This is a genomic window from Bacillus sp. JJ1122 (genome assembly GCF_036964885.1).
Lineage (GTDB): Bacteria > Bacillota > Bacilli > Bacillales > Cytobacillaceae > Mesobacillus.
The window spans coordinates 27,374-46,858 of sequence record NZ_JBALQL010000042.1 but is presented as its reverse complement, the minus strand read 5'-3'; the positions used below and the strand labels follow the sequence as shown (position 1 = coordinate 46,858).

The 19,485-nt window shown below is 40.8% G+C and carries 17 protein-coding genes and 1 riboswitch; of the genes, 14 read left to right on the top strand and 3 right to left on the bottom strand.

Annotated features, from left to right (window positions below; translation table 11 throughout):
* The first annotated feature begins 86 nt into the window (after positions 1-86).
* From V7201_RS20755 to V7201_RS20735, 5 genes are all read left to right on the top strand, one after another.
* Complete coding sequence (locus tag V7201_RS20755; protein ID WP_335378665.1) at positions 87-1,628, top strand: bifunctional GNAT family N-acetyltransferase/carbon-nitrogen hydrolase family protein; 1,542 nt, start codon at positions 87-89, stop codon at positions 1,626-1,628.
* Positions 1,629-1,893: 265 nt separating this feature from the next.
* Entirely contained in the window at positions 1,894-3,639 is a 1,746-nt protein-coding gene (locus V7201_RS20750) for a phospho-sugar mutase (protein ID WP_335378664.1), read from the top strand.
* 82 nt (positions 3,640-3,721) lie between these two features.
* Positions 3,722-4,444, top strand: coding sequence for an SDR family oxidoreductase (locus V7201_RS20745; RefSeq protein ID WP_335378663.1), 723 nt, complete (start codon positions 3,722-3,724; stop codon positions 4,442-4,444).
* Between the two features lie 404 nt (positions 4,445-4,848).
* Positions 4,849-5,964, top strand: a complete 1,116-nt coding sequence (locus V7201_RS20740; RefSeq protein ID WP_335378662.1) for a GAF domain-containing sensor histidine kinase — start codon at positions 4,849-4,851, stop codon at positions 5,962-5,964.
* A gap of 39 nt (positions 5,965-6,003) precedes the next feature.
* Positions 6,004-6,663 (top strand): response regulator transcription factor, encoded by a 660-nt coding sequence (locus V7201_RS20735; protein ID WP_335378661.1) that lies wholly within the window; start codon positions 6,004-6,006, stop codon positions 6,661-6,663.
* A 105-nt stretch (positions 6,664-6,768) separates the two neighbouring features.
* On the opposite strand, the gene V7201_RS20730 is transcribed toward V7201_RS20735, so the two are convergent.
* Positions 6,769-7,023: a YhdB family protein gene (locus tag V7201_RS20730; protein WP_335378660.1), complete on the bottom strand. Its 255-nt coding sequence runs from the start codon at positions 7,021-7,023 to the stop codon at positions 6,769-6,771.
* Positions 7,024-7,249: 226 nt separating this feature from the next.
* Here V7201_RS20730 and V7201_RS20725 point away from each other — a divergent pair, with 226 nt between their 5' ends.
* The 3 genes from V7201_RS20725 (at position 7,250) to V7201_RS20715 (ending at position 10,292) form a co-directional block, all read left to right on the top strand.
* On the top strand, positions 7,250-7,573 hold the full coding sequence (locus V7201_RS20725) for a DUF3889 domain-containing protein (protein ID WP_335378659.1): 324 nt from the start codon (positions 7,250-7,252) through the stop codon (positions 7,571-7,573).
* A gap of 79 nt (positions 7,574-7,652) precedes the next feature.
* Positions 7,653-9,062, top strand: coding sequence for a SpoVR family protein (locus V7201_RS20720; protein WP_335378658.1), 1,410 nt, complete (start codon positions 7,653-7,655; stop codon positions 9,060-9,062).
* 306 nt (positions 9,063-9,368) lie between these two features.
* Entirely contained in the window at positions 9,369-10,292 is a 924-nt protein-coding gene (locus V7201_RS20715; protein ID WP_335378657.1) for a cation diffusion facilitator family transporter, read from the top strand.
* 27 nt (positions 10,293-10,319) lie between these two features.
* Here the strand turns inward: V7201_RS20715 and V7201_RS20710 are convergent, their stop codons facing one another.
* On the bottom strand, positions 10,320-10,583 hold the full coding sequence (locus tag V7201_RS20710) for an ArsR/SmtB family transcription factor (protein ID WP_335378723.1): 264 nt from the start codon (positions 10,581-10,583) through the stop codon (positions 10,320-10,322).
* Positions 10,584-10,842: 259 nt separating this feature from the next.
* Here V7201_RS20710 and V7201_RS20705 point away from each other — a divergent pair, with 259 nt between their 5' ends.
* Positions 10,843-11,268: a YidH family protein gene (locus V7201_RS20705; RefSeq protein ID WP_335378656.1), complete on the top strand. Its 426-nt coding sequence runs from the start codon at positions 10,843-10,845 to the stop codon at positions 11,266-11,268.
* Between the two features lie 185 nt (positions 11,269-11,453).
* On the opposite strand, the gene V7201_RS20700 is transcribed toward V7201_RS20705, so the two are convergent.
* On the bottom strand, positions 11,454-11,957 hold the full coding sequence (locus V7201_RS20700; RefSeq protein ID WP_335378655.1) for a DUF3939 domain-containing protein: 504 nt from the start codon (positions 11,955-11,957) through the stop codon (positions 11,454-11,456).
* A 576-nt stretch (positions 11,958-12,533) separates the two neighbouring features.
* Between V7201_RS20700 and V7201_RS20695 the strand changes: the two genes are divergently transcribed.
* The 5 genes from V7201_RS20695 to V7201_RS20675 all read left to right on the top strand — a co-directional run bounded on the left by V7201_RS20695 (position 12,534) and on the right by V7201_RS20675 (position 19,400).
* Complete coding sequence (locus tag V7201_RS20695) at positions 12,534-14,900, top strand: EAL domain-containing protein (protein ID WP_335378654.1); 2,367 nt, start codon at positions 12,534-12,536, stop codon at positions 14,898-14,900.
* Between the two features lie 45 nt (positions 14,901-14,945).
* A riboswitch (guanidine-I (ykkC/yxkD leader) is annotated at positions 14,946-15,041 on the top strand.
* 47 nt (positions 15,042-15,088) lie between these two features.
* Positions 15,089-15,412, top strand: coding sequence for a quaternary ammonium compound efflux SMR transporter SugE (gene sugE, locus V7201_RS20690; protein ID WP_335378653.1), 324 nt, complete (start codon positions 15,089-15,091; stop codon positions 15,410-15,412).
* A 272-nt stretch (positions 15,413-15,684) separates the two neighbouring features.
* Positions 15,685-16,050, top strand: coding sequence for a hypothetical protein (locus V7201_RS20685; RefSeq protein WP_335378652.1), 366 nt, complete (start codon positions 15,685-15,687; stop codon positions 16,048-16,050).
* 408 nt (positions 16,051-16,458) lie between these two features.
* Positions 16,459-18,255 carry a TIGR04190 family B12-binding domain/radical SAM domain protein gene (locus tag V7201_RS20680; protein WP_335378651.1) on the top strand — a complete coding sequence of 599 codons (1,797 nt, stop codon included), beginning with the start codon at positions 16,459-16,461 and terminating at the stop codon, positions 18,253-18,255.
* 182 nt (positions 18,256-18,437) lie between these two features.
* Positions 18,438-19,400 carry a cation diffusion facilitator family transporter gene (locus V7201_RS20675; protein ID WP_335378650.1) on the top strand — a complete coding sequence of 321 codons (963 nt, stop codon included), beginning with the start codon at positions 18,438-18,440 and terminating at the stop codon, positions 19,398-19,400.
* Positions 19,401-19,485: the final 85 nt, after the last annotated feature.

Genomic DNA, 19,485 nt, shown 5'->3' with positions numbered 1-19,485 from the left:
AATCAACAGCCTTATTTAAAGAGCCTTTTATTAATAGGCATGTTTATAAAATGTTGAGTGAAGAAACGAAAGGTGTGTAAGACCCTATGACGACGGAACTGGACTTATCGAAATTTGAAAAGAAAATGATCATTCGCAATACAAATTATGAAGATATTGATGAAATCATAAAAATGCAGAATAGCTGCTTTCCTGGAATGGACCCATGGAAGCGTGACCAGTTGGAAAGTCACCTGGACATTTTTCCTGAGGGGCAATTTGTTGCGGAATATGATGGGAAAATCGTTGGCTCCTGTTCAAGCCTGATTATAAATTTTGACGAATATGATGACCGCCATACGTGGGATGATGTTACCGACAACGGCTATATTACAAACCATAACCCAAATGGATACAATCTGTATGGAATCGAAGTGATGACTCATCCTGATTTCCGCAGGATGAAGGTTGGATACCGATTGTATGAAGCAAGAAAAGACCTTGTAAGACAATTGAATCTGAAAAGCATCATTATTGGAGGGAGAATTCCCAATTATCATCTGCATGCAGAAGAAATGTCACCAAGGGAATATGTAAGACAGGTTGCAACTCATAAGCTTTACGATCCTGTTCTTTCTTTCCAGCTAAGAAACGACTTCACTCTTATGAGGATCAATCCGAATTATCTTCCTGATGACCTTCAGTCCAATAAGTACGCAACCTTGATGGAATGGAATAATGTCGACTACCAGCCGAAGTCAAAGCGTTTCTTCAAAACAAGTAACCCAGTCCGCATTTGTGTGGTTCAATATATGATGAGGCAAATCCAATCATTCGAAGATTTCGCACATCAGGTAGAATACTTTACGGATGTGGCATCAGATGCTGACTCTGATTTTGCTGTATTCCCTGAACTGTTCACAGCACAGCTCATGTCTTTCCTGGATGAAAAAACACCATCACTTGCAGTCCGCAAGCTGACCGAGTATACAGAGCAGTATATCGAATTGTTTACTGATCTGGCCGTTCGCTACAATGTGAATATTATTGGCGGATCACACTTCGTAAAAGAAGATGATGATGAGATTTACAACATTTCCTACCTGTTCCGCCGGGATGGAACAATTGAAAAACAATATAAGCTTCATATTACTCCTAACGAACGCAGATGGTGGGGAATCAGCCGCGGAGACGAGGTAAAAGTATTTGATACAGATTGCGGGAAAATTGCAATCCAGATTTGCTATGACATCGAATTTCCAGAGCTTGCGAGGATTGCAACTGAAATGGGCGCTAAAATTCTTTTTACCCCTTTCTGTACAGAGGACCGGCAGGGTTATTTAAGAGTTCGTTACTGTTCGCAGGCACGGGCAGTCGAGAACCAGATTTATACTGTTATCTCAGGTACTGTTGGGAATCTGCCGCAAACAGAAAATATGGATATCCAGTATGCACAGTCAGGCATATTCGCTCCATCAGACTTCGAATTCGCACGTGACGGTATCGTAGGTGAAACGAATCCGAACATTGAAATGGTGATGATCGGCGATGTCGACCTCGAGGTATTACGCCGCCAGCGCCAGGACGGTACGGTTCGCCAGTTAAAAGATCGCAGACATGATATTTACCGGATTCATTATAAAAAGTAGTAAAAAGAAAGCCTGCCGTTCGGCGGGCTTTTGTTATGGAAAGTGGAGAATAGGAAATGCAGTTATAAATATGATTGGTCGTTAACGCCATTTTGCAATAATTAACAACAAAATAATCAAAAAGCCTCTATATATATGAAAGGGAAATGCTTTTACGATATCGAACTAACAATATAGGTAAATTAGATAAAAATTATCTAAATAAGCCAATATTGTTTTATAATTAGCTGTAAGATTTTAAATCATTACTTCAGGAGGGCATTCAATGGATTGGAAAATGAAAGCCGAAAGATGGCTAGGGTTTGCTGGATTGGACCCGGAACTTAAAGCAGAATTAGAATCAATTAAAGAGAATGGCCAGCATTTAGAAGAAGTTTTTTACAAGAATCTCGAATTCGGAACAGGCGGGATGCGCGGGGAAATCGGCGCAGGAACGAACCGAATGAATTTATATACGGTCAGAAAAGCCTCAGCTGGCCTGGCTGCGTACATAGAACAACACGGATCTGAAGCAAAACAGCGCGGTGTCGCGATCGCTTATGATTCGCGGCACAAGTCACCTGAGTTTGCAATGGAGGCTGCGAAAACACTTGCGTCTCGCGGCATCCAGACATATGTTTTCGAAGAATTAAGGCCGACTCCTGAGTTATCATTTGCTGTCCGCCACCTGCATGCATACGCAGGTATCGTGATCACGGCAAGCCACAATCCTCCTGAATATAATGGCTATAAAGTCTATGGCTATGACGGAGGCCAGCTGCCGCCTGAAAGCGCGGATGAGGTCATCGCAAAGGTGAACGAAATTGACAATGAGTTGTCAATTGAAGTAATGGACGAGCAGGAACTGAGGGAAAAGGGCTTGATCAAAATGATCGGACCTGAAGTGGACCGTGCTTATCTTGAGAAATTGATGACGATTTCTGAAAATCCAACATTAGCGGATGAGGCTGATGTAAAGGTAGTTTTCACACCATTGCATGGGACAGCGAATATGCCCGTTCGCAATATACTGACAAACTTGAAATACCAGAACGTCACCGTTGTAGCAGAACAAGAGCTGCCTGATCCTGAATTCTCGACTGTCAAGAGCCCCAATCCGGAAGAGCATGCTGCATTTGAGCTGGCGATCCGTGAGGGGAAGAAAATTGATGCAGATGTATTGATTGCAACAGATCCAGATGCTGACCGCCTTGGCATTGCCGTCAAGAATCCAGATGGAGAATACGTTGTGCTGACAGGTAACCAAACAGGCTCACTGCTTCTTCATTATATTTTGACTCAGAAGAAGGAAAAAGGGACGATGCCGGCAAATGGTGTTGTGTTAAAGACCATTGTGACCTCTGAACTTGGCCGTAATATTGCTTCATCATTCGGAGTTGAAACAATCGATGTCCTGACTGGATTTAAGTTCATTGCTGAAAAAATTAAAGCATATGAAGAATCAGGAGAGTACAAGTTTTTGTTTGGTTATGAGGAAAGCTATGGCTATTTAATTGGTGACTTTGCACGCGATAAGGATGCTGTGCAGGCGGCAATGCTTGCTGTTGAAGTATGCGCATATTATAAAAAGAAGGGCATGTCATTGTATGAAGCTCTTCAAAGTGTCTTTGAAGAATATGGCTATTATCAGGAAGGTTTGCGTTCCCTTACTTTAAAAGGAAAAGAAGGCGCAGAACTGATCCAAAAAACGCTTGGTGTCTTCCGTTCGGAGCCAATCAAGAAACTTGGTGAATTGAAAGTAACTGCTGTGGAAGATTATTTAACAGGAGTAAGAATGGATGCGAACAATGTAGAAGAAAAAATTGAGCTTCCATCATCAAATGTCATTAAGTACTATCTAGAGGATGGTTCATGGATGTGCCTTCGCCCATCGGGAACCGAGCCAAAAATTAAATTTTACTTTGGCGTAAACGACAAGAGCCTTGCTGAAAGCAAACAAAAACTGCAAAAAATTGAGCAAGACTTCATGGATTTGGTTGAGTTAAAAATGGAAGCAGCTAAGAATTTATAAGCTTTTCATTTTTGCAAACGTCATAGCCTATTCATAAGCGTATAACACCTAGGGTTTCTGCAGATAGAAAGGAAGTAGTAAAATGTTAAAAGATCAGGTAGCAATCGTAACAGGAGCATCAAGAGGGATTGGCAAAGAGATAGCCATCAAATTGGCTGAGCAGGGAGTGAAGCTTGCTCTTGCCGGCAGCTCTGAAGAAATTATCCAGACAGCAGAGGAATTGATGCAGAAGGGCTTTCCTGATGTAATTGCAGTCCAGACGGATGTCAGCGAAGAGCAGCAGGTTCAGAACCTGGTCGAAAAAACGCTTCAAAAGTTTGGCCAGATTGACGTTCTTGTAAATAATGCTGGAATTGGCTTTTTCAAATTGGCTGAGGAAGTGAAAGTCGAAGAGTGGAAGAAGCTCTTTGAAGTAAACGTACAAGGGGTATTCCTTGGTGTGAAAGCGGTATTGCCGCATATGAAGGAACGTAAATCAGGTACGATCATTACAATTTCTTCAGATGTCGGTCGATATACAATCCCGAACGGAAGTGCCTATACTGCAACTAAATATGCGGTACAGGGCTTCAGCGGTTCGCTTGCCCAGGAAGTGAGAGAGTATGGAATCCGCGTCGGGACAATTAACCCGGGTATGGTTGATACGTATTTTGCCAACTCTGAACAAGGGCTACCTGAAAAGCACGACTGGCTAAAGGTAGAAGATATCGCTAATGCTGTAGTGTACATGGCTTCTGCCCCAAAACACATGCTGATTGATGAAATTGTTATTCACCCTCTGGTCCAGAATTATCCGATCGCATAATAAAAATGATGATCCGAAGAGATTTTTTCTCTTCGGATCTTTTTGTTTTTGCAATGAGAAATGGCTGCTGATGGCAATTATAGAAGGATGAATATTTTTTGCGGTTATTTTTGATAATCTCTACGAAATCCCCGTTATTCTCTACTTATTCCATACCCTGATAATAAACTGTTGTTTAGGGATAATTAAACAAACTCCAGTTAATAATCCTGTCCGCAGATGACTAAGGTGCGGCCTTCTCTATTCCTCTTAAGCTCGTCCGTGCTGGTCGAAGCACTTGCTTTTTCATCCCTTGATTCTTAACAGCTGTCCCCTGCTACTTTTGACTGATGAGAAATTCAGACTTTTTTCGAAAGCGCAATTTTTCCAAAAAAGATATAATGGAAAAAAACGGGGGGATCTTGATGGTAGAGAAAAAGAATTCCGAGATCAGTATCTTGAAGGAAATAGCTGAGCTTTTGAATGAAGGAACTGAAATCAATCGCGTGTTAACAGAGGTTTTAGCGAAGCTTTTACATATTACAGGACTTGAAACAGGGTGGATATTCCTGATCGATGAACAAGGCAGCTACCAGCTGGCCGCGAAGGCTGAACTTCCACCGGCCCTTTCATTGAATAAATATGAACCCATGTGCCATGGCAGCTGTTGGTGTGTGGATCGATATAATGATGGCCGTTTGAATAAAGCCACGAACATATTTGAATGCAAGAGGATAGAGGATGCCATCATTCATAATACTGGTGAGACGCATGGATTGACACATCATGCAACAGTCCCTTTAAGAGCAGGAGATGAAAAATTCGGTGTCCTCAATGTAGGCTCGCCAAACAAAAAGCATTTTCAAGTTGAGGAGCTTGCGTTGCTCGAGGCAATCGCGTTCCAAATTGGTACCGCAATTAAACGAATAAAGCTGACTCAGCAGGAACAAGATTTGGCTTTGGCAGCTGAGCGGAACAGGTTGGCGAGGGATCTCCATGATTCAGTTAATCAGCTGTTATTTTCACTTAGTCTGACAGCAAGAGCGGGAGCTGAAATGTCAGACACTGATCAGGTGAAAGAGACATTTGCTTATATTCAGGATTTAGCCCAGGAAGCCCAAGGCGAAATGAGGGCGCTCATCTGGCAGCTTCGGCCACGGGGTCTTGAAAATGGAATTATTTGTGCGCTGTCTGGCTACGCTGAAATGCTGGGACTGCCCCTTGAAACCGAAGTCTCGGGTGTATCGAGCCTTCCCGGAAAAGTGGAGGAGACACTATGGAGAATTGGTCAGGAGGCTTTTGCGAATTGCAAGAAGCATGCACAGGCGAATAAAGTTGAGCTTAAACTAGAAATAAAAAACGAGCTGGTGACAATGACTATAAAGGACGATGGCTGTGGTTTCAACTTTGATCCGAATAAAGAAATTCCATCCCTCGGCTTAAAAAGCATGAAGACAAGAGCAGCGACGTTGGGCGGGAAACTCGAGCTTTTAAGCAAGATGGATGAAGGTACGTCTATCATAGTTACCATTCCAGTATAGTTTATCGTGTTAAATATAGAAATCGGGGAGGAACGGAGTATGGCAATTAGAGTTCTGATCGCAGATGATCATCATGTTGTCCGAAGGGGATTAGTCTTTTTCCTGAAGACGCAGGAAATGATTGAGGTCGTGGGTGAGGCCGCCAATGGGAAGGAAGCAGTGGAGCTTGCGCGTAAATTGAGTCCTGATTTAATACTGATGGATTTGGTCATGCCAGAAATGGATGGCATCCAGGCGACGAAAATGATTAAATCAGAAATGTCCGAGATAAAAATCATGATGCTGACTAGCTTTTCCGACCAGGAGCATGTCATTCCAGCTGTGGAAGCGGGGGCGTCAGGCTATCAATTAAAGGACATTCAGCCTGACGAACTCGTCTCGTCTATCAAGAGAATCATGAATGGGGAGGACCAGCTTCATCCAAAAGCCACATCCCTTGTAATGAAACATTTATCAAGCAATAACAGGCAGGAAAGAAAACCGTTAGATGATCTTACTAAGCGTGAGCTCGAGGTGCTTAAGGAAATTGCCAGCGGGAAAAGCAATAAAGAAATTGCCTCTTCCTTGTTCATTACCGAGAAAACAGTTAAGACACATGTATCAAACGTTCTGGCTAAGCTTGGACTTGCTGACCGCACTCAGGCTGCATTATATGCAGTTAGGAACCAGTTGATCGATCAGCAGCCGCCATCAGCCTGAATTCTGATGCATAATGGAAATTTTTACAGTCAAATGGGTCGAATAAAACAAAGCAAACACGGCACCTTAATATAGGTGACCGTGTTTTTTGGTGGAATTCTCATTTTAGATCAAGCCGTTAACAGCGGTTTCCAGGAAGTCATCGCCGGCGGCTTCATTTGCGTGGTCGATGTATCTTAGCAGTGAATACAGGCATTTTTCAATGACAGAATAATCTTTTTCAAAATTGTAAGCGTGGAGAAAATGTTCGATCTTTTTGGCCAGAAATTGGTCATCTGTCCTGACCATTAAAATGAGCAGGTTATCCCATTGTGATCGGTGCGTGTAGTATAAGGCACGATCATAATCCGATTTATTCATATCCGTTCCTCCTTGTAAGGAGTTGATAATATTATATGGAGTTGAAGCGGGAACTTTCTCAGAAAATGTTGGTCGTCCCTGTTTACAGGGATTTTCAAGTTTTACCTGTATAAACTAATCCCTTTTAGCTGCAATGTAAACAGGGTATTTTTTCCTCAGGCTATCCTGTACATATTCAACTAACTACTGAGGAAAATAAAATAACCCATGAAAAGGAGCATGCTTAATGAAAAAATATTTTACGCCTCTATTTGCCACACTGATTATTCTGCTAAGCATGAATAGTCTTGTTGTTACTGCCCAAAGTCCTGATTACGAAAAATACGGACGAATTGCCATTACGGTCATCAAAGAAGACTTTCCAGGTGAAGAAGTCCGGGATTATCAATATATGGGCCGGAAGCAATTGAGTGATGGCCAAGTTGTCGATTCTTTTCAATTCAAAGTATCGGCCGACGGCAAGCCTTTACTTGCCACTGTACAAATTACACATGATTTGAAAAACAACAGGCTTCTGAACCTTACCGTGACCGAACAAGCACAGCAGTAAAGTTTTTGCAAACCCGATAACCCGTTCATCTTTCTCCCTTTTTGCTCATACATTGTGGTAAGAAGTGAAAGGGGGAGAGATGGTGTCAGAAGATCAAAAGTCATTGGAATATGCCATTTCTGAGATTACCGAAATCGCCAAGGGATTCGGTCTTGATTTTTATCCGATGCGATATGAAATATGTCCTGCAGAAATCATCTATACATTTGGTGCATATGGTATGCCTACAAGATTTTCGCATTGGAGCTTTGGAAAACAATTTCATAAAATGAAGCTTCACTATGACCTCGGGTTATCGAAGATCTATGAACTTGTCATCAATTCAAATCCTTGTTATGCCTTTTTACTTGATTCTAATTCCTTGATTCAAAACAAGCTCATTGTTGCCCATGTTCTGGCGCATTGCGATTTTTTCAAAAATAATGTCCGATTCCAAAATACGAAGCGTGATATGGTTGAAAGTATGGCAGCTACTGCTGACCGGATTAGAAGGTATGAAATCGAGCATGGGAAGCAAGCTGTAGAGTCCTTCCTGGACGCAGTGCTTGCCATTGAGGAGCACATCGATCCATCCTTGATGAGGCCTAAGCTCTCATGGTCTGCTGAGGATGAATCAGAGGATGACCCTGCACCTCGTGCAACCCCATATGATGATTTGTGGGGACTTGAAACAAAGAAGTCCAATGAAAAAGAGGCTCCAAAGAAAAAGAAGTTTCCACCGCGTCCCGAAAAGGATTTATTACTATTTATTGAAAGCTACAGCCCTTATCTGGCTGATTGGCAGCGTGACATCTTAACAATGATGCGAGAAGAAATGCTGTACTTTTGGCCGCAGCTTGAAACGAAAATCATGAATGAAGGCTGGGCTTCGTTCTGGCATCAAAGAATTCTCAGGGAAATGGATTTGACGAGCGGTGAAGCGATTGAATTCGCCAAGCTGAATGCTGGTGTTGTCCAGCCTTCAAAGACAGGGATTAATCCTTATTATCTTGGGATAAAAATATTCGAGGACATTGAGGAACGCTATAATAATCCTACAGAAGAAATGAAACGGCACGGAGTAAAATCTGGTTCAGGCCGTGAAAAAATGTTTGAGGTCAGAGAGATTGAGTCGGATATCTCCTTTTTGCGCAACTACCTGACAAAAGATCTGGTCATGCGGGAAGATATGTATCTTTTCCAAAAACAAGGAAGGGAATACAAAGTAGTCGACAAAGCATGGGAGCAGGTTCGTGACCAGCTCGTCAGCATGAGGGTAAATGGGGGCTTTCCATATTTGTCCGTTACAGACGGCGACTATCTGAAAAATGGGGAGCTTTATATCCAGCACGGCTACGAGGGTATTGAATTAGATATTAAATACCTGGAAAAGGTGCTTCCATATATACACCAGTTATGGGGCCGAAAATGCCACATTGAGACGATTGTCGAGGGAAGGGCGATGCTGTACACATATGATGGCAAAGGCATCCACCGGAAATATTTATAGATTTACAATCAAACCGCTGATTTCAGCGGTTTTTTATTATGGCGCGCCATAATTTAGGGGTTGTTAAACTTGCTTACAGAGATATTTTTATATTTTTTAGTGTAAAACCAATACTAAAAAGGTATTTATAACAACAGGTGTGGATGTTTATTATCTGCTGATTCTGCGGTCATTAAAAACGCCATAATGATCAATGGAAAACCAACTTGGATGCATTAAAAATAGGTTGAACCTATTTTAATATTAAGTCATAATTATATATATGAGCATATATTCATATACAGATAGAAAGAGAGGCGATTATTTATGGGTCATAATCATTCACACGGCAATAGTCACGGCCACAGCCACAGCCATACTAACAATAAAAAAGCATTATTCTGGTCTTTCCTGTTAATTGCGTCATTTATGGTTGTTGAGGTCATCGGAGGGTTTTTGACGAACAGCCTTGCGCTGCTGTCGGATGCAGGCCACATGTTAAGTGATGCGGCAGCCTTAGGCTTAAGTTTGTTCGCTATGAAGCTTGGCGAACGGAAAGCGACACATTCGAAGACATTCGGCTATAAAAGATTTGAGATTATTGCTGCTGCCTTAAACGGCCTGACTTTGATTTTGATCTCCATCTATATTTTTTATGAAGCCTACCATCGACTCCTAAATCCCCCAGAGGTACAGAGCATGGGCATGCTGACTATTTCGTTCATTGGTCTGATTGTTAATATCATCGCTGCATGGATTCTGATGCGCGGTGACAAGGATGAGAATTTAAACGTAAGAAGTGCGTTCCTCCATGTGCTTGGTGATATGCTAGGTTCTGTTGGAGCTATTACGGCTGCATTACTCATCTATTTCTTTGGCTGGGGGCTGGCTGATCCAATCGCAAGTATCGCCGTTGCGGTTCTAATTATAATAAGCGGATGGAGAGTAACAAAAGAGTCATTCCACGTCCTGATGGAAGGCACACCTGCACAAATAAAGGTAAATGATGTAAAGGATGCGCTGATGAAAATCCCAAACGTAACAGATGTTCATGATATCCATGTTTGGTCGATTACTTCAGGTGTAGCCATGCTAAGCGGCCACATCGCTGTTGCAGGGGAGGGGTTTCATGACCGAGTCCTTCATCAAGCACAGGAACTGCTGCACGACGACTTTGGCATCGAACACAGCACACTTCAGGTTGAAGGAGAAGAGAACGGCTGTCCATGCGCGCATAAACCATGCAATTAATAGGAGAATAGAAATAATGCCAGCCAATCAATGATGGCTGGCATGTTCTATGCTCTTTTTTAATAGTTCGATTACATGCTCGTCGTCATGTGTATAAAATAGGGTCGTTCCTTCTCTCCGGAATTTGACCAGCCTAAGGTTTTTTAAAAAACGAAGCTGATGGGAAACAGTTGACTGCAGCAGAGAGAGCTTTTCTGCAATTTCATTCACTGAATGCTCACCATGGAATAGAAGGTGTAAAATTCTAAGGCGGGTAGGGTCCGAGAGTGCTTTGAAAGTTTGGGATACCATAAATAATGTTTCTTCATCAAGTTCAAATACAGGAAATTCTTTTTTCTCATTTTCCAACAGAATCAGCCTCCTCACTTCATTATACCTTATCAACCAAAAAGAAAAATCACAGCATCACTCTGCCGTGATTTTTTTATTTGGAGATTACTTATAGCTAAACGTAGTTAATATCATCGAGTCCATTGGCTAAAAACAGGTAGTAAGTGGATGGAAAATGAGCACCCTAGAAGTAAAGTATAAACCTATAGTGGTAAACTGAATGATGGGAAGAAAGCAGATCCCGAAAAAGAAAGAGAAAACATGGGGAGTGAAGAGCTTGGAAGAAGATAAAACTCTGGAGTCAAAATATATACAGCAGCACCTTGCGAATGAACGGACATATCTAGCTTGGGTCAGGACATCCATTGCCATTATAGGAATCGGTTTTCTGGCTTCGAGCCTGCATTTCAACAATATCCGTTTAGTCAGCGAAATCGCTGATACCATAGCAGTGTTTGTCAGCGTCTTTTCTTTGATAGCTGGTATAATCATCCTGATTTTTGCGACAATCCACTATTTTGCGGTGAGAAAGAACATCAACAGTCAAACATTCGCTTCAGCTAATAAACTTATAAAGGTCTCAACAACAATCATCTTCCTGATTTTTATGTTGCTTGGCTTTTATCTAATCAGCATAATGTTCTAAATAAGGCAATTCATAAAAAGTTGCTTTCCACTACTAAAAGCAAAAATCGGATTCTGTATTTTTAGGATTTTCCAAAAGTAAATCTTTCGGAAACAGCTTGGCTTTTAAGGTATGGTTACTCATCAAACAATAGTCAGCAAATGGCAGTACAAAAAAAGCGAATCCCAACTAGAAGAATCGCTGTATCAAATTCCCATGCTGTTCTTCTTAGGCTTTATATGGGTTACCAGCCCGTCGTATTTAGTTATATAAAGTTCAATATCAGGCTGTGCGTCAAGACAGTGTGCTTGAAGCAGCTGGTAATAGTTGACCCTGTATAATGGATCATATGGAAGCATGGGAAATTGTTTATTTTCTTTAACATATAGGTCGACAGCTTTCTGTACATTATCGATTGTAATCGCGATTTCTTTTTCAGTTTCCTCAAAAATGTCATATGTTTCCTTCGACATGTAAAACTTCCGTGATGGGATTCCTTTCATAATTGTTGCAAGCTGTTCAAAATCAATACTGTGATCGTCTTTTACCAAGATTGTCCGATACACACCTTGTGGCAATTGATCTGAAAAGACACGAACGGCCTTTCGTACATCTTCAACCGTAACTTCAATAACTGGCCAAACTTTGCCGTCCTCATTGTAAGCATCTTCTAAATTGCGATTGCTTATACAGAAAAACTCCTGAAGCACCTCCTAATACACCCATAATAGTAAATATAGGATAATACCCAAAACCCCAGTCTAATGACATTCCAATCATATAGCCGCAAAAACATGAACTGAGAAAAGCAATCCATAACTTAAAATGGGCGTTTTGCATTTTCATAAATGAACGCTTAAAGGAAGGCCGTTTCGGGGTTTTGTTGTGATCCAGTTTCATAATGATTCCTCCTCCCATATGATTTTGGATGCCATTCTTTAAAGAATGGAAGTGTTTAATCAGTACATGCAGGAAAGCCGAAATAACCTGTTCAAATCCCTTAATATTGCCTAGATACTGTCGATAAAATAAGTGTGGCTATAGCATGTGGAGTAAGGCAGCAGAATGGTAAGCAAGCAGTGATTCGAATTTTTTATGTCCTGCCTCTATTATAATAAATTCAGGATAATTCTGGAATGATAAGTGGTTATGAAATTCAATTCATACTCACTATTCAAGTATGATGTTCTGGAAAAATATTCATGAATTAAGACGATTTTTACTGCTACTACTGTATAATGATGATAAATAGACTAGAAAAATTTCTTAAAGAAACGAGGGGCAGGATGGATATTCCCCGCATATACATTTTCGATTTTAATAACGTCGCATTGACTGTTGTCTTTTCAATAATCACTAGCATTATCGCAGTTGAATTCAGCAGGCAAGTCAAAAGGCAAACAGATAGAAAAAGACAAAATATGGTCTTGTATTCGTTACTGCTGGCACTGACATTTTGGCTAACTCATTTATTCGTGATTATCTCTGCTGGCGTGCCTTTTTCTACAAGCAATTTTTATTTGTACTTTCTTTTATTCTTTGGCATTTGTGGAATCGGATCATATGCTGCGCTGAATTTGGCACAAAGGGATATTGCGAACACATCACAATATATTTTTACTAGTTTGTTAATAGGGACAAGCATCATAGTTGCGGACTATGGGGCTTTCTCGATTATTTTTAAGCATTCGATTGATGTCCAGCCTATGCTGCTTGCTTTTTCGTATTTGTTCATTTTAGTAACGGCTTTTTCGTTACTAAGGTTTTTAATGCAAATCACAAATGAGGATATATACGAGTTTGTGAGAAAGTATAAATATACTGGCTGTGTGTTTGGAGGAATGGCACTGGCTGCTATTCCATATATTTTGCTGACTTCAATTGTTGCTGCGCCAGAGGGGACGGGCAAATACGCATTTATAGCTCCTTTTATTTTTATGGCAGCAGCGAACTTGTTGTTTATGCTCGTTCCTGACGTATTTGGAGAAAGATTGATCATGAAAAATGTCCAGTCACATTTATCTTTGTTCAACCACAATCCCGATGCAGTTTTTAGAGTTGACTTAAAAGGCAATATTCTTAACGTCAATAAGGAAGCAACCGAACTGACAGGGTATTCCGCCAGTGAGTTGGCCGGGGTTCATTTTATCCAGTTAATTGACCGAAGTGAAGAAGAGAATAAGATTAAACAGTATTTCATGAAGGTCCTGAGTGGAGAAACAAAAGTGATTGAAACATCACTTAAGAGAGGAGATCTTACGTCTGCAAATGTGAGAATTACAGCCGTAAGAATAATAGTAAAGGATAAGGTCGTTGGCGTTTTCGGGATCGTAAGAGATATTACGGAAAAGAATAGGGCAGACAAGCTTATCGAATATCTTGCATACCATGATGAACTCACCAATTTACCCAACAGGCGCAATTTGGAAAAGGTAATGTCAGGGCTATTTATTAAGAGTGAGAACTTTTCGTTAATTTATCTAGATTTTGACCGCTTTAAAAGAATTAATGATACATTCGGGCATTCTTTTGGAGATAAAATTTTAATGCAAATTGGGAAGAAGCTTACGGAAGTGATTCCTGAAAACTGTTTGATCGCAAGGATTGGCGGAGATGAATTTGCAGTCCTAGCTCCTGGACCTTATAAACCAGAGGAGATTGCCTCAAAGATTGTAAAAGCATTTCAGTCACCGATTTTTGCGGAAGGAATGGAGTTTCTTATTACAGCAAGCATAGGAATCTCAAATTTTCCTGACGATGCCAATGAGCTTGATTTGATCTTGAAATATGCCGATATGGCGATGTATAAAGCGAAGGAAAATGGCTCAAATCATTTCCAGTTTTTTGATAAGAGCATGATTGACCAAAGTTTAAACAAATTTGAACTTGAAAATGACTTGCGGAATGCAATCAATAATAATGTACTGACCGTTTTCTACCAGCCAAAATACAACGCGTCGACAAATGAGATTACCGGTGCGGAAGCTCTGGCAAGGTGGAAGCATCACCACCATGGAATGATTCCTCCAGGCGTTTTCATACCGATTGCTGAAGAGGCCAATTTAATTGTCCCTCTCGAGAGGCTGATTATCCGACAAGTGTTCAATCAGCTTGTAAGGTGGGGAGAAGTTGGGTATGAAGTGCCAAGGACTTCAATCAATATCTCAATTATTCATTTTTATCAAGAAGATTTTGTTACATTCATGGAGCAAGCCCTCAAGGAGTTTAACCTCAAGGGAGATATGATCGAAATTGAAGTAACGGAAAGCATCATGATTAAAAAAGAGGACAGCATTAATGCCCAGCTCCAGGCTCTAAGGCGGATTGGCATCGAAGTAAGTATTGATGACTTCGGCACAGGTTACAGTTCATTAAGTTATTTAAGTAAACTCTCTGTTGACCGCTTGAAAATTGACCAAAGCTTTATTTCAGATTCACAGGAAAACCGGGAGATTATCTCGACAATCGTCTCTATGGCGAATAATCTGAAGCTGAAGGTGATTGCAGAGGGAGTCGAAACCAAATCGCAGATTGATTTGCTGAAGTCGCTTGGCTGCCTTGAGGTTCAGGGATATTTCTATTCACCTCCGCTGCCGTCAACAGAATATGAAACAATGATGAATAAGTCCCCACAGCTTCATGTAATTGATTAAGCAGGCTTTGACTGTGCGTTTTGATTATGTTACCATACCTATTATGAAAAAGTCCTCTAGGGTTCCGCAGCTTGCTGGCCTGGTCCGAGAGAGGGCGCACGGGAATACCTGTGTACACGGAGGGATAAAAACCCGGGAGATATCCTCAGATATCTCCCGGGTTTTTTCATTGGAAAGGAGCACTCTAAATGGCTTGGGTATTTTTAATCATTGCAGGTGTTTTTGAGGTCGTTTGGGCAATCGGTTTGAAATATACAGAGGGATTCACTAAGGTGCTTCCAACGGTCATTACCTTGCTTGGGATGGCGATTAGCTTTTATTTTTTATCAATGGCTGTTAAAACGCTGCCGATCGGTACTGCATATGCAATTTGGACAGGAATTGGTGCTGCCGGGGCAGTCATTCTTGGAATTGTCTTGTTTGGGGAACCAAAAAGCCTGTTAAGACTTATGTTTGTGGCATTCATTTTAATAGGGATTATCGGGCTAAAAGCAACATCCGGAAGCAACTAGTCACTTCTGATTTTTTTGGAAAATAAGAAGGAAATACCGCTAAAGACACTGAACAGGCTTATGGCTTTACGTTTACCAGAGTGCTGGAGCATACTTTCGGTTATTTCTTGATAAGAATGCTGAAAAGTTATTGGTGACGATCGATCTATAGTGATACTTTCAATTATGTCTAAAATTCAAACAACGCCCTTGATTGTTCCTAGTTTTGTAACATATCGATGTGTCTTATGATGATAAAATGTTCTTAAGTCAGTATAAAGGGGACATGAACAATGACAAAGGAAGGGAATATTTCTGAGGTTTTTAATCTCTTAAAGGATATTGGACATTCAATTGAATCATTGAATAAAAGAGCTGAAGGAATTGAAAAAAGACTTGATCGGCTTGAAAAAGTGGATAGCATTGAACATCGTGTCACATCGAACCAGATTGATATCACAGACATAAAAGATGCACTTGAGCGTATGGAAGAAATGCAAAGCGCCAAGATAGAAAATGCACTGCAACAACTGTTGGAAAAGGCCGAAGTGAAGAATAGCTCAGAATTCAGCACAATCCATAAGCGTCTCGACTCTCATCTGCTTAAGTTAGGCAGGGTGGAGGAAGAAATGTTAATGGTACAACAAGAGAAATGCTAAATGATTGCAGCATTTAAATGCATGCGTAGGAGAAAAGTTAAAATAAAGAAGCAGCAACCAAGGGGGAATAAAGTCTTCCTAAGGAAAAAGACTTCTTTAAAAGATAATATTATGAGGAATATTTTAAAGGGACTGCTAAATTGGGCAGTCTCTTTGTTTTTTCAATCCATTGAAACTAGAAATACAATTCCCATAAATAAAATACACAACACAAAATATTCATAAATGGTCTAAACCTTTATTTATATATATTTCAAGGTTCAGTTAGGAGATCACGGTCAGTCGTTCACAAAATAGTTGTCTTTGTTCGATTGGGACGAATCCCTTTAGCGTTATGATTAGGGTGTAATCCTCCAGTACCTTTTTAGGTAGTTTAATAGAGTATCCAATCTACCCGAGGTGATTCAATTGAAGTACGACTTAGTATTGCTTCATGCCCCTAGTGTTTTTGATTTTCGGAAGAATACTCTGCTGGCTGGCCCAATCAGCGACGTTGTCCCATCATCACCCGTTTTTGAAATGTATCCTATTGGGTTGACAAGCATTGCAGAGTATCTTGAACGGCATGGCATGCGGGTGAAAATCATCAATATCGCAAACCGGATGCTGATGGATGGGAATTTTGATGTGGAAAAGAAGCTGAAAAAACTTAGGACAAAGGCTTTTGGCATCGATTTGCACTGGCTGCCCCATGCTCATGGAAGTATCGAATTAGCGAAAATAGTTAAAAAGCTGCATCCGGATACCCCAGTGATTTTTGGAGGGCTTTCCGCAACTTATTACCATAAAGAGCTGATTGAATATCCCTTTATTGATTTTGTAATGAGAGGGGATTCAACAGAGAAATTAATGCTCCTCCTGATAAACAGCCTGAAAAAGGGCACTCCCCAGCTTGGAGGCATCCCTAACCTAACCTGGAAGAAGGATGGGAAGCCTTCATATAATTCTTTAAGCCATGTACCTGACAGTTTGGATGAATTTGATATACCAGGTTATCGATATACAATTAAATCGGTATTTAAATATAAAAACTTTCTTGATCCACTTCCATATAAAGGCTGGCTTCAATATCCAAATACAGCGATCTTGACTGCAAAAGGCTGTACGCAGGGATGCCTGATTTGCGGAGGCTCCAAGCAATCGTACAAGGATAATTGCAATCGGAAAGTTCTTGCTAAACGGTCACCGGAGAAGCTTGTAGAAGATATTCTTTTCATCCAGCGCTTTAGCAGGGCACCTATTTTTATCCTGCATGATATCCGCCAGAACGGAAAGGAATATGTCGACGAGTTCTTTGAGCGGTTAGGAAAAATCAAACTTAAGAATGAACTGGTTTTTGAGTTATTCCAATATGCGAATGAGGAATTCTTCGAAAAGATAGAGAAGGTTATCCCTAAATACAGCATAGAACTCACATTAGAAACACATGATGAAAAAATCCGCCGCTACAATGGCAAATTTAATTGTACGAATGCCAAGGTTATGGAAACACTGCAGTCAGCCTTAAGCCATAACTGCAAAAAAATAGATATCTTTTTCATGGTCGGCATTCCCCATCAGGATTACCAAAGTGCGCTCAGTAATGTTGATTTTTGCGAGAAGATTCACCTCGCGTGCGGACAGGATTCAAGGCTTTCTTACTTTGTCGCACCTCTAGCACCCTTCCTTGATCCGGCAAGCCCGGCATTCGAAAATCCCGAAAAATATGGATACAAGAAATTTTGTCACAGTATTGAAGATCATCGAAAAGCAATCACCCAGCCATCCTGGAAATACATGCTCAGCTTTGAGACAGATTATATGAGCAGAAATGACATCGTCAACTCAACTTATGAGTCAGCCAAAAAACTGAATGCTTTTAAGCTGAAGTATGGACTGGTTGATCAAAAGACATCTGATGAAGTCCACGAGAAAATCCTCAAGTCACTTGAATATATAAAAAAAATCGATGAGATAATCATTCTTCCAGAGAGCGAAAAGGAACAGCAGCTCGCATTGCTGAGCAAAGAGATGGAAGAGGTAAATAAATACAGCATTTGCGGCAAGCATGAACTAAAATGGGAAGTCAAGAAACACTATGCAAATATATTCTCACTTACATCCATCGGAATCGAGCTATTGATTGATGACATTTTTCTAAATATAAAGCAGCACTTTAATGCATACAACAAGTGGATGACAGAAGCAGGTAAAAACAGGACATAAGAGAAAAGTATAGCTTGCTCATATTTCAAAAGAAACCCCACCTGAGACTCCTCTATGGGTATTTATTTTGTGAAAGTTCTTTATGATTGTATAAATTAAATGTTTAAAGATACCTGAAATGTGAAAAATGTAAAAGAACATTTAACGAGTATATAAAGAAATCAAAAAAAGCAGGTGAATGAATGGCTTCTGTTATCGAATTTTTTAAGAGAGGCAATAAATCATCCGGGATTGCGGCACTCGGAAATACTTTTCTTGCAGTTGTGAAAGGAGTAGCGGCAGGTGTAAGCGGAAGTGGAACGATGCTTGCTACAACTCTGCATTCAGTCGCAGATGCATTGAACCAATTCTTTGTTTTTATCGGAAGTTCAATTTCTGAAAAAGAGGCAACAAAAAAATTCCCAATGGGATTTGGACGAGTCGTGAACTTATTTGTACTTATTGCCGTAATTATCATTTCAATTATGGCATACGAAACCATTCTAAAAGGGTGGGAGCTGATCCAGCACCCGAAAGCCTCAACCAATCTCTGGCTTAATGTTGCGATAATGGCATTGGCGGTACTGGTGGATGGATCCATTCTGTTAAAGGCAATGAAGGAAATTGCACATGAAACGCGGACAGAAGGAAACGGAACCGGGCTGATCGCTAATGCTTTTAAGAATGTCAATCGCGCAGCACCGCCGACCAGGCTGGTATTTTACGAAGATTTGATTGCTACGTTTGGAGCACTGCTGGCTCTAGCATCAATCGTACTGGCAGACGTTACAGGCTATTATTTTCTCGATGGACTAGGGACACTGCTGATTGGGCTTCTGCTGGTAGGCATCGCCTTAAAGATTGGCTATGAGAATACAATCGGACTAATAGGTGTAGCTGCCCCGCAGGAGCTGGAGGACAGAATTGCTAAAACCATCCTTTCAGATCCGGATGTCGTCGATATCAATAAATTAAGGATGATCCAGGAAGGCAGACAATATCATGTCGAAAGCTATCTGGAACTTCGTAAAGGTCTTACCCTTGCAGATGCAGATGATATTAAATTCAGGGTCAGGGATAAGGTCCTGGCCGACCCGGATGTGGATGATGTCGTGATGGGTATTATCGAAGCAGATGATATCCAAAACTGGAAGCTTGAGAATTAGGAAAAACAAAAACCCGGCAGAGATATTCTGCCGGGTTTTCGTTAAAAGATAAGAAAGTATAAAATGCACTTCGAGAAATGTCCAG

Bases quoted from the DNA above. Each gene is read 5' to 3' on its own strand.
- V7201_RS20730 (WP_335378660.1), bottom strand. From the start codon at position 7,023: ATGAATAAATCGGATTATGATCGTGCCTTATACTACACGCACCGATCA.
- V7201_RS20725 (WP_335378659.1), top strand. From the start codon at position 7,250: ATGAAAAAATATTTTACGCCTCTATTTGCCACACTGATTATTCTGCTA.
- V7201_RS20735 (WP_335378661.1), top strand. From the start codon at position 6,004: ATGGCAATTAGAGTTCTGATCGCAGATGATCATCATGTTGTCCGAAGG.
- V7201_RS20720 (WP_335378658.1), top strand. From the start codon at position 7,653: ATGGTGTCAGAAGATCAAAAGTCATTGGAATATGCCATTTCTGAGATT.
- V7201_RS20750 (WP_335378664.1), top strand. From the start codon at position 1,894: ATGGATTGGAAAATGAAAGCCGAAAGATGGCTAGGGTTTGCTGGATTG.
- V7201_RS20740 (WP_335378662.1), top strand. From the start codon at position 4,849: ATGGTAGAGAAAAAGAATTCCGAGATCAGTATCTTGAAGGAAATAGCT.
- V7201_RS20675 (WP_335378650.1), top strand. From the start codon at position 18,438: ATGGCTTCTGTTATCGAATTTTTTAAGAGAGGCAATAAATCATCCGGG.
- V7201_RS20705 (WP_335378656.1), top strand. From the start codon at position 10,843: ATGATGGGAAGAAAGCAGATCCCGAAAAAGAAAGAGAAAACATGGGGA.
- V7201_RS20755 (WP_335378665.1), top strand. From the start codon at position 87: ATGACGACGGAACTGGACTTATCGAAATTTGAAAAGAAAATGATCATT.
- V7201_RS20695 (WP_335378654.1), top strand. From the start codon at position 12,534: ATGGATATTCCCCGCATATACATTTTCGATTTTAATAACGTCGCATTG.
- V7201_RS20685 (WP_335378652.1), top strand. From the start codon at position 15,685: ATGACAAAGGAAGGGAATATTTCTGAGGTTTTTAATCTCTTAAAGGAT.
- V7201_RS20710 (WP_335378723.1), bottom strand. From the start codon at position 10,583: ATGGTATCCCAAACTTTCAAAGCACTCTCGGACCCTACCCGCCTTAGA.
- V7201_RS20715 (WP_335378657.1), top strand. From the start codon at position 9,369: ATGGGTCATAATCATTCACACGGCAATAGTCACGGCCACAGCCACAGC.
- sugE (WP_335378653.1), top strand. From the start codon at position 15,089: ATGGCTTGGGTATTTTTAATCATTGCAGGTGTTTTTGAGGTCGTTTGG.
- V7201_RS20745 (WP_335378663.1), top strand. From the start codon at position 3,722: ATGTTAAAAGATCAGGTAGCAATCGTAACAGGAGCATCAAGAGGGATT.